General features: G+C 67.7%; 7 protein-coding genes. 2 read left to right on the forward strand and 5 right to left on the reverse strand.

Annotated elements, in window-relative coordinates; all coding sequences use genetic code 11:
- Window positions 1-59: 59 nt before the first annotated feature.
- The 5 genes from hemF to QMX81_RS19480 are packed head-to-tail and all read right to left on the reverse strand — an operon-like array spanning window position 60 to window position 6,142.
- Window positions 60-956 (reverse strand): oxygen-dependent coproporphyrinogen oxidase, encoded by an 897-nt coding sequence (hemF, locus tag QMX81_RS19460; RefSeq protein ID WP_282263942.1) that lies wholly within the window; start codon window positions 954-956, stop codon window positions 60-62.
- Between the two features lie 52 nt (window positions 957-1,008).
- Complete coding sequence (locus QMX81_RS19465; protein WP_282263946.1) at window positions 1,009-2,646, reverse strand: hypothetical protein; 1,638 nt, start codon at window positions 2,644-2,646, stop codon at window positions 1,009-1,011.
- Between the two features lie 51 nt (window positions 2,647-2,697).
- The gene (locus QMX81_RS19470) at window positions 2,698-3,297 is read right to left on the reverse strand and encodes a hypothetical protein (RefSeq protein ID WP_282263948.1); all 600 of its coding nucleotides are present in this window, start codon (window positions 3,295-3,297) and stop codon (window positions 2,698-2,700) included.
- A 30-nt stretch (window positions 3,298-3,327) separates the two neighbouring features.
- The gene (locus QMX81_RS19475) at window positions 3,328-3,747 is read right to left on the reverse strand and encodes an NUDIX domain-containing protein (protein ID WP_121041339.1); all 420 of its coding nucleotides are present in this window, start codon (window positions 3,745-3,747) and stop codon (window positions 3,328-3,330) included.
- Window positions 3,748-3,775: 28 nt separating this feature from the next.
- Complete coding sequence (locus QMX81_RS19480) at window positions 3,776-6,142, reverse strand: S9 family peptidase (protein WP_282263950.1); 2,367 nt, start codon at window positions 6,140-6,142, stop codon at window positions 3,776-3,778.
- Window positions 6,143-6,580: 438 nt separating this feature from the next.
- Between QMX81_RS19480 and QMX81_RS19485 the strand changes: the two genes are divergently transcribed.
- On the forward strand, window positions 6,581-7,978 hold the full coding sequence (locus tag QMX81_RS19485) for a cytochrome ubiquinol oxidase subunit I (RefSeq protein ID WP_152152101.1): 1,398 nt from the start codon (window positions 6,581-6,583) through the stop codon (window positions 7,976-7,978).
- 1 nt (window position 7,979) lies between these two features.
- Window positions 7,980-8,993, forward strand: a complete 1,014-nt coding sequence (cydB, locus tag QMX81_RS19490) for a cytochrome d ubiquinol oxidase subunit II (RefSeq protein WP_176987818.1) — start codon at window positions 7,980-7,982, stop codon at window positions 8,991-8,993.
- Window positions 8,994-9,128: the final 135 nt, after the last annotated feature.

The following is a 9,128-nucleotide window of genomic DNA, read 5'->3' on the forward strand; positions in this document are numbered from 1 at the left end:
GACCGAGGTAGTTAAGCGCGTGCGCTTAACTACCTCCGTCCCCGTTATAGCCGTCCCCGTTAGAGCCAGTCGCGCGGGACGAGGTAATCCGCCAAACGCGCCTCATCGCTGCCGGCCTCCGGCTGGAAGCCATACTCCCAGCGCACGCGCGGGGGCAGGCTCATCAGGATGCTTTCGCTGCGCCCACCGCTCTGCAGCCCGAACAGGGTGCCGCGGTCGTAGACCAGGTTGAACTCGACATAGCGGCCGCGCCGGTACAGCTGGAACTCGCGTTCGCGCTCGCCGTACGGCGTGTCCTTGCGGCGCTCGACCAGCGGCAGATAGGCATCCAGGAAACCATCGCCGACCGCACGCAGATACGCGAAATCACGCTCGAAATCGCCGTGCAGATCGTCGAAGAACAACCCGCCCACGCCACGCGTCTCATTGCGGTGGCGCAGGAAGAAATACTCATCGCACCAGCGCTTGTGCGCCGCATAGCGCTCTTCGCCGAAGGGCGCGCACAGATCGTGCGCCACCCGATGCCAGTGCCGCACGTCGTCGTCGATCGGGTAGAACGGGGTGAGGTCGAAGCCACCGCCGAACCAGGACGCCACCGCCACGCCATCGCGCTCGGCGCGGAAGTAACGCACGTTGGCATGGGTGGTCGGGAGGTAGGGATTGGCCGGATGGAACACCAGCGAGACGCCGGTCGCGCGCCATGATGCACCGGCCAACTCCGGCCGGTTCGCCGAGGCCGATGGCGGCAGCCGCGTGCCGGCCACATCGGAGAACCCGATCCCGGCCTGCTCGAACACGGCGCCATCGCGCAGGATGCGGGTCCGGCCACCGCCGCCCTCCGCGCGCTGCCAGAGATCTTCGGTGAAGCGGGCCTGGCCGTCGGCGGTTTCAATCGCCGCACAGATGCGGTCCTGCAGGTCGGTCAGATACGCGCGGACGCGGTCGAAGTCGTTCATGGGCGCTACTTTACCGCAGGCCGGTGCACGGCCTGCGTGTGCTCACTGGCGCTCAGTGGCCGCTTTTGCGGGTGCTGCTCTTGCTGTTCTTCGCCGGGACGGGCGCCTCGGCCGGTGCTTCGTCGCCTGCCTCGGCATCGGGCTCGGCTGCCATGCGTTCGGCGATCTGTTCCAGGCCGGCACTGACCTGCATCAGCCCCCAGTTGCGGGTCGCGTGCACATCGCAGGCCACGTGGGTGCCTTTGCCATCCTTGGCACAGATCGAGGCCATCTGCGCGGGCAGCTGCTCGTCACCGGTGTGCTCGTAGACGGTGGCCAGGTTCTCGCAGCCTTCGCGTACGCCGGCGGTGCACAGCGTCCTGTAGAACGGCGCCGCCTCGGCCCAGCGATTGCGCAGCGCCAGCTGATGACCGGCGGCATTGCAGCCCTGCAGCTTGCCCGCCGCACAGCACGCCTGGGCACCGCCCTCGCGGCCCAGCGTCGGGCAATCCTGCGGCAGCGGGGTTTCGACGAAAACCACCGGTGCACTGCACTGCTGGGCTTCGCCGGTGCGCTCGTAGTAGCTGAAGCGGTTCCAGCTGTCCATGCCGATCAGGTTGCCGTTGGCCAGGCGCTTGAACACGAAGTCATCGCCCTGGTCATGGCGCACACGGATGTCGCCATCGACCAGCCGCGCGCGCAGCTTGCCGCCGAAGCCGCTGTCGATCATGCCGCCATCGCCGAACGGCAGATGGTCCATCAGGCCCTGGCTGGCGACATAGCTGCCGCAGGGCAGGGCGGTGGCTGCCACCGGGGTCAGTGCCCTGGCATCCAGCGTGCTCAGCGGCGCTGCACGCTCACAGGCGCGCGGGTCCTTGCCCACGGTGCACGCACGCTGCAGTGCATCGCGGGCCGGGATCAGGCGGCCGGCGTCCCACAACGCCTCGGCAGCGTTGGCGCAGAACGTGCCGCCGGTCTGTGCCCGGCACAGGGTGGTGATCTCATCGAGCTGCGCGGCCGGCAGCGGTGACGCCTTGGCTGCGCTGAGCCCGCCAAGCAGCGCCTTGGCCAAGGCTTGCCCCATGGCATCGCGCGCGGCCTCCAGACAGGCGGCCTGGTCGTACGCCGCGGACGCGGGTTTGCAGACCTCCGGCTCAGGCAGCTCCGGAGCATCGTCCTGGGTCGCCGCCAGCGTCCTGGCCTCGCGCGCCTCGGATTGGAAATTGGCCAGCAGACGCTTGCAGGCGGCCGGCACATCCTCACGGCACCACTGCCGCAGGCGGTCGTTGCTGGCGAAGAGCGTGTCGTTCAGGCAGGTACCGATCTCGGCCCGGCACGATCCGGGCGGGAACATCGCGGCGGGGCGACAGCTGGCCGCCGTCTGCAGGCGGTACGTATTGAAGCGATCGCTGAGCCGCCGACCGCTGTCTTCCAGGGTCAGCGAGCCGACGCCGCCGTTGTCCAGGTCGGCCAGCTTCAGCTCGTCGCCGAGGCGGCTGAGCACGTACGGCTCCGGTGCCCGCCCGGGAATCTGCCGCACGCCCTCGTTCGCGCTGTGCAGGGTCAGCGTGGTGCCGGTGTCCTCGGACACGAACATGCCGCACACCATCGTCTGCGTTGCCGCGGCCGCCGGCAGGCTGACCGCCGTGAGCAGGGTGAACAGGGTCGTGCGCCAGCCGTGGCGGCGCAGAAGGGGGAGGGAAACAGTCACACGATCATCCTTGCAGGTCGTGCAGCGCACCGTGGCGCTGCGGGAAACATCTCAGCGGCGGAACAGTGCACGCACATCGGGCGCGCACAGGCGCACGATCAGCCAGCCATGCAGCACGGCGAACGCTGCAGCGGTCAGGCCCATCAGTACGCCCCAGATCACGCGCAGTACCCGCAGGTCTCTGCGCAGTTGCAGTATCTCCAGCGAATAGGTCTCCGCCGGAAGCTGCGCCAGCAGGTGGCGGAAGGCATCGTCGACGCCCCAGACCACCACCCCATTGAGCACGGCCGTGATGGCGAGCAGCGCCACGAACGATCCCCACGCCCAGCGCCAGCGCCGCAGCATGCCCCAGCACGCCAGGACGCCCACCAGGCTCGATACGCACAGCAGCACGTTGGCGAGCACCGGGTGGGTGAGCAGCCAATGCACCCAGCCGGGCAGCCAGTGGAGGTTTTCATCGGTCAGCAGCGCCTGCAGCGCCTCCGAGCCCGACAGGGGTATCGCAATCAGTGCCAGCACCGCCCACAGCGCGGCCGTGACCAGGCAGACCAGCAGCACGGACTTGAGCAGGGGGGCGAGAAATCCAGGCGCACCATCCCCGCTGGGGTGTGGCGTGCAGGAAGGCAATGGCGGGGGAAGCGACGCTGACATCCGGTGTCCTGGTTGGGCAGGCCGCGACGTCTAGGTCGCAGCCACCGCGGTCGCGGCCGCGGGCAGGATATGGTCTGCGCTCAACGGTGCCAAGCGCAGGCCATGCGGCGGGCGCAGCGGCACCCACGCAAGTTCGGCGATTTCCGCCTGCGCGCGCGGCGAACCGGTGACCGTCACCAGGTAAACATTGGCCCGCACGCGGTGCCCGGTTTCGTGCACCGCCCAGGCCTCGAACCGACCCAGCGGCACGGCAGTGGCCGGGTCCAACGTGACCCCGAGTTCCTCCTTGAGCTCGCGCGCCAAGGCAACCAACGGTGCTTCACCGGGCTCGGGCTTGCCGCCGGGTTGGATGAAGGTCTCCGAGCCCTGTTTGCGCACCACCAGCACGCGGCCGCCGGCATCGAAAACGACCGCGGCGACGATATCGATCGTCGCCGCGGCGTGCTGCACGTCAGTGGGGACCGACGTCATCGCTGGATTACTTCAGGTTCTCTTCGAACAGCTTGAGGATGCGCTTGTACTGGTCCAGCCAGGAATCGGCACGCACATAGCCGTGGCGTTCCAGCGGGTACGGCGCGATCGTCCAGTTGTCCTTGTGCAGCTCGATCAGCTTCTGGGTGAGGTTGACCGAGTCCTGGAAGAACACGTTGTCGTCCATCATCCCGTGCGCGATCAGCAGGTGATCCTGCAGGCCGTCGGCGTATTCGATCGGCGACGACTTGCGGTACGCCTCCGGGTCGATGTCCGGGGTGTTGAGGATGTTGGCGGTGTAGCCGTGGTTGTACTGGTGCCAGTCGACCACCGGGCGCAGCGCGGCGCCGGCCTTGAACGTGCCCGGCGAGCGGAACAGCGCCATGAAGGTCATGAAGCCGCCGTAGGAACCGCCGTAGATGCCGGCGTGGTCACGGTCGCCCTGCTTGGTGGCGACCAGCCAGTCCAGGCCGTCCTTGTAATCTTCCAGTTCCGGGTGGCCCATGTTGCGGTAGATCGCCGTGCGCCAGTCACGGCCGTAGCCGGCGCTGCCGCGGTAATCCATGTCCAGCACCACGTAGCCCTTCTGCACCAGCAGGTTGTGGAACATCTGCTCGCGGAAGTAGGCCGGGTACTGCTGGTGCACGTTCTGCAGATAGCCGGCGCCGTGCACGAACATGGCGATCGGGTACTGCTTGCCCGGCTCGAAGGTCTCCGGGCCGTAGTACTTGGCCCAGACCACGCCGGCGCCGTGCTTGGACGGTACCTGCACCAGCTTGGGCTGGATCCACTCGCGCGCCTTGAACTCGGCGGTGCGGGTGTCGGTCAGCACCTTGGCCTGGCCACCGGCGGCGGGCACCACGGCCAGCTGGGTCGGCAGGTAGGCGCCGGAGTAACGCACCAGCAGCTGCTGGCCGTCCGGGGACAGCGAGAAGTCCTCCACGCCGTTGAGCGAGGTCAGCTCACGCACCTGCTTGCTGGCGGTGTCCACCGCGCACACTTCGTAATCGCCCGGCGATTGCTGGTTGCACAGGAAGTAGAAGCCGCGGCCGTCGGCGCTGGGCACCGGCATCGAGGTTTCCCACTTGCCACCGGTCAGTGCCTGCGGCTTGGCCGTGCCCTGCTGGGTGTACAGGTGCGAATAGCCGGATTCTTCGGACAGCAGCCACAGCGTACGGTTGTCGTTGGACCAGCCGAAATCGTTGAAGCTCCAGTTGATCCAGGCGCTGTCGGTCAGGCGATGACGCGTCTCCAGCTTGGCGCTGGACGGGGTCACGCTGGCGATCCAGCGGTCCTTGTTGTCGTTGGCGCGCAGCATGATCGCGGCCTGCTGGCCATCGGCGCTCCAGCGGATGCCGGGCGCGCCGGGGCCACCGAGCACTTCCACCGGGCGGTTGCCCTTCAGGGCGTCCTTACCAGCGGCCTTGCGCAGTGCGGCCAGCGGGTCGGTGCCGATGCCCGGCAGGCCGTCCATCGACAGCGGCTTGACCGTACCGGCCACGGCATCGACCAGCCACAGCGCGTTCGGCTCCGGGTCGTTGCGGCCCACGCGGGTGCGGGTGTCCTCGAACTCTTCGTAGCCCGATTCGGTCACGTACTTGGGCATCTTGCCGCCGCGGCCTTCATCGAAGCTCTTCGGCTTGGTGACCACGATCAGGGTGCGTGCATCGGGCGAGAGCACGCTGTCGACGATCTCCACATCCGCGCCCAGATACACCGGGCCCGGCGCGCGGGTGCCATCGGCGCGACGCCAGCTGGCTTCCTGCGCCTTGAGTGCCTCGCGCTGGGCGCGGTCGTTGCGCAGCGTGGCCAGGGTGCGCAGCTGCTGCTCGCGCAGGGTATCGGCCTTGGGCGCGTCGTCCGGATTCTTCTCGGCCTTCAGGCTGGCGACCTGCTGCACGCCGGCGGCGGCGGTCCAATGGAACCAGTTCTGGCCGGTGCGCCAGATCACGCCGCCGTCGCGGGCAAAATTGACCGCGCCGGACTTCTCGGTGCTGCGGGTCAGCTGGCTCAGCGCGCCGCTGCGCAGGTCGCGCACGAACACATCGCCATTGCGCACGAAGGCCGAGCGCTGGCGCGCGCTGTCGTAGACCGGGCTGTCCACATCCAGGGTGCCGCGCTGGTCATCGCCAACCTGTGCGGCCACACCGCCGGCGACCGGCTGGCGGAAGGTATCGCGCACCGGGCTGCCGTTGCGCTTGAGCTGGTACTCGACCTGCTGGCTGTTCCAGGACCACCACGCGCTCTCGACCGGCGGACCGATCCAGTCCGGGTCGGCCATGGCCTGCTCGATGGTGATCGGCGTCGGCGCCGCATGGGCAGCACCGCCGAGGGCGGCGAGCAGCAACAGGGACAACGGCAGCGTTCTGGGCATTGCGGGCGGCACCAATGAGGAAAACCCGGCAAGCGTAGCAGCCGCAAGGGGCGCGGGAAGGGGCCACAGGTCATGGCACCGGCCCATGGCCGGGATCGGCAAAGTCGTCCCGCCAGTGATGCTTCCACGCGCGGCGAAGGGCGATCCCGACCTGCGCCCGGACGGCGCAGGCCTTGCGCTGCCTTGCCCCGCCCCCCGCAGGGCAGCAGCGCGTCGACAGCCCGGAACCGCCTCTACGGTGGCCATGAACCCCGGGGTTCACGGGAGACATCCCTTTCAAGGAGCGATTCGATGTTCAAGACGATCACGCGCGTGACCGTGCTGGCCGGTGCCGCCGCGCCTGCGACAAAGTGAAGCAGCGCGTCACCGGGTCGCATGTGCCTTTCACGGATACAGGCCCAGACTGGTGCGGATTTCAGAGCCAGTCGGAGGCGTCTCTTGGACGCGTTGTTGTTGTCCCGGATCCAGTTCGGGTTCGTCATCAGTTTCCATGTGCTGTTCCCGGCCTTCACGATCGGTACCGCCAGCTGGCTGGCCTTTGTCGAATCGCGCTGGCTGCGCACCGGCAATCCGGTCTGGCGCGAACTGTATTTCTTCTGGCAGAAGATCTTCGCGGTCTCCTTCGGCATGGGCGTGGTCAGCGGCATCGTCATGGCCTTCCAGTTCGGCACCAACTGGCCACGGCTGAGCGAGGTCGCCGGCACGGTGATCGGCCCGCTGCTGACCTATGAAGTGCTCACCGCGTTCTTCCTGGAAGCCAGCTTCCTGGGCGTGATGATGTTCGGCTGGGGCAAGGTCTCGCCGCGCCTGCATTTCTTCTCCACCTGCATGGTGGCGCTGGGCACGCTGGTCTCCACATTCTGGATCCTGTCCTCCAACAGCTGGCTGCAGACGCCGGCCGGTTACGCGATGGTCGATGGCATCGTGCACCCGCAGAACTGGTGGCAGATCGTCTTCAACCCGTCCTTCCCGTACCGCTTGGCGCACATGGCCCTGGGCTCGTTCATCACCACCTGCTTCGTGATTGGCGGTGTGGGCGCGTGGTACCTGCGCAAGGACGTGCACCGTGAGGCTGGGCGCAAGATGCTGCTGGCGGCGGTGGGCTTCGCCGCGCTGACGGTGCCGGTACAGATCTTCGTCGGCGACATGCATGGCCTGAACACCCTCAAGCACCAGCCGATGAAGATCGCGGCGATGGAAGCGCACTGGCATTCCGAAGGCGAGGGCAAGGGCGTGCCGCTGGTGGTATTCGCGGTGCCCAATGAAAAGGCCGAGCGCAACGACTATGAAATCGCGATCCCGCGCCTGGGCAGCCTGATCCTCACCCATTCGCTGGACGGCACCTTCGATCCGCTCACCTCGGTGCCTGCCAGCGATCGGCCGCCGGTGGTGCCGGTGTTCTTCGCGTTCCGGGTGATGGTCGGGCTGGGCACGCTGATGCTGCTGCTGGCCTGGGTCTCGGCGTTCCAGTGGTGGCGCGGCAAGCTGCTGCAGTCGCGCTGGTTGATCCGCGGCTGGAACTGGATGCTGCCCAGCGGCTTCATCGCGCTGATCTCCGGCTGGTTCGTGACCGAGATGGGCCGGCAACCGTGGGTGGTCTATGGCGTGCTGCGCACGGCCGATGCCGTGGGTCCGCAGAGTGCGTGGATGACGGCGCTCTCGCTGGGCGTGTACATCGTCGGCTATGCGTTCGTGTTCGGCTGGGGCGTCTGGTACCTGGTGAAGATCATCCGCACCGGTCCCAAGCCGCATGACCCGGCCCCGGCGCTGGATGCCGGCAGCCACACCCCGGCGCGGCCGCTGTCCGGTGCCGATGAACCGCTGGAGGAGCGCTGAGATGGAGATGACGACCTGGCTGCCGGTGGCATGGTTCGCGGTGATCGGCTTTGGTGTGTTGATGTACGTGGTGCTGGATGGCTTCGTGCTCGGCATCGGGATCCTCGCGCCGATGGCCGAGGATGAGGAGCAGCTCGACATCATGATGAATACCGCCGCCCCCATCTGGGACGGCAACGAAACCTGGCTGGTGCTGGGCGGGGCCGGGCTGATGGCCGCCTTCCCGAAGGCCTACGCCGCGCTGCTGTCGGCGCTGTACCTGCCGGTCCTGTTGCTGGTGGTCGCGCTGGTGTTCCGCGGCGTGGCTTTCGAGTTCCGCTTCAAGGCGCACCGCTCGCGCAAGCTGTGGAGCGTGGCCTTCGGCCTGGGTTCGCTGCTGGCCGCCTTCGCGCAGGGCGTGATCCTCGGCGCACTCGTGCAGGGCCTGCAGGTCGTGGATGGCCGTTATGTGGGCGGCGCGTTCAGCTGGTTCAGCCCGTTCTCGATGTTGACCGGCGCAGCCGTGGTATTCGGCTACGCGCTGCTCGGCAGTACCTGGTTGATCCTCAAGACCGAGGGCCGCGAGCAGACCTTCGCGCGCACCTTGACCCGCCCGCTGGTGGTGGCGGTGATCGTGTTCATGGGCCTGGTGAGCGCATGGTTGCCGTTCCTGGATTCGCGCTTGATGGCGCGCTGGTTCAGCGATGGCAACTTCTGGTGGCTCTCGCCGGTGCCCTTGCTGACGTTGGCCGTGGCCACCGCGCTATGGCGCAGCGCAATGCACCCCAAGCGCGATCTGCCGCCGTTCCTGTTGACGCTGGCCCTGTTCGTGCTCGGCTTCATCGGCCTGGTGCTGGGCATGTGGCCGTACCTGCTGCCGCCGAGCATGACGTTGTGGCAGGCCGCTGCGCCGGCCTCGTCGCTGAGCTTCAGCCTGGTCGGGCTGGTGATCCTGCTGCCGGTGATCCTGGGCTATACGGCGTGGTCGTACCGGGTGTTCCGCGGCAAGGTGCGGGCGGATGTGGGGTATCACTGAGGAAAGCGCGGTGGCTATTCCCGGTTCCGTGTGGGCGAGGGCGGTCAGACCCTGCCCGGACGCGCCGTAAACCCATCCATGGGGGCTCGTGAGCGGCATTCATGCCGCTCCAACGGTCCCGGCAGGGTCTGGCCG

Origin of the sequence: Stenotrophomonas sp. PS02301, assembly GCF_029959485.1 — a bacterium.
Taxonomy (GTDB): Bacteria; Pseudomonadota; Gammaproteobacteria; order Xanthomonadales; family Xanthomonadaceae; genus Stenotrophomonas; species Stenotrophomonas maltophilia_Z.

Excerpts from the sequence above, each read along its gene's own strand:
- hemF (WP_282263942.1), bottom strand. The coding sequence starts at position 956 with ATGAACGACTTCGACCGCGTCCGCGCGTATCTGACCGACCTGCAGGAC.
- QMX81_RS19470 (WP_282263948.1), bottom strand. The coding sequence starts at position 3,297 with ATGTCAGCGTCGCTTCCCCCGCCATTGCCTTCCTGCACGCCACACCCC.
- cydB (WP_176987818.1), top strand. The coding sequence starts at position 7,980 with ATGGAGATGACGACCTGGCTGCCGGTGGCATGGTTCGCGGTGATCGGC.
- QMX81_RS19480 (WP_282263950.1), bottom strand. The coding sequence starts at position 6,142 with ATGCCCAGAACGCTGCCGTTGTCCCTGTTGCTGCTCGCCGCCCTCGGC.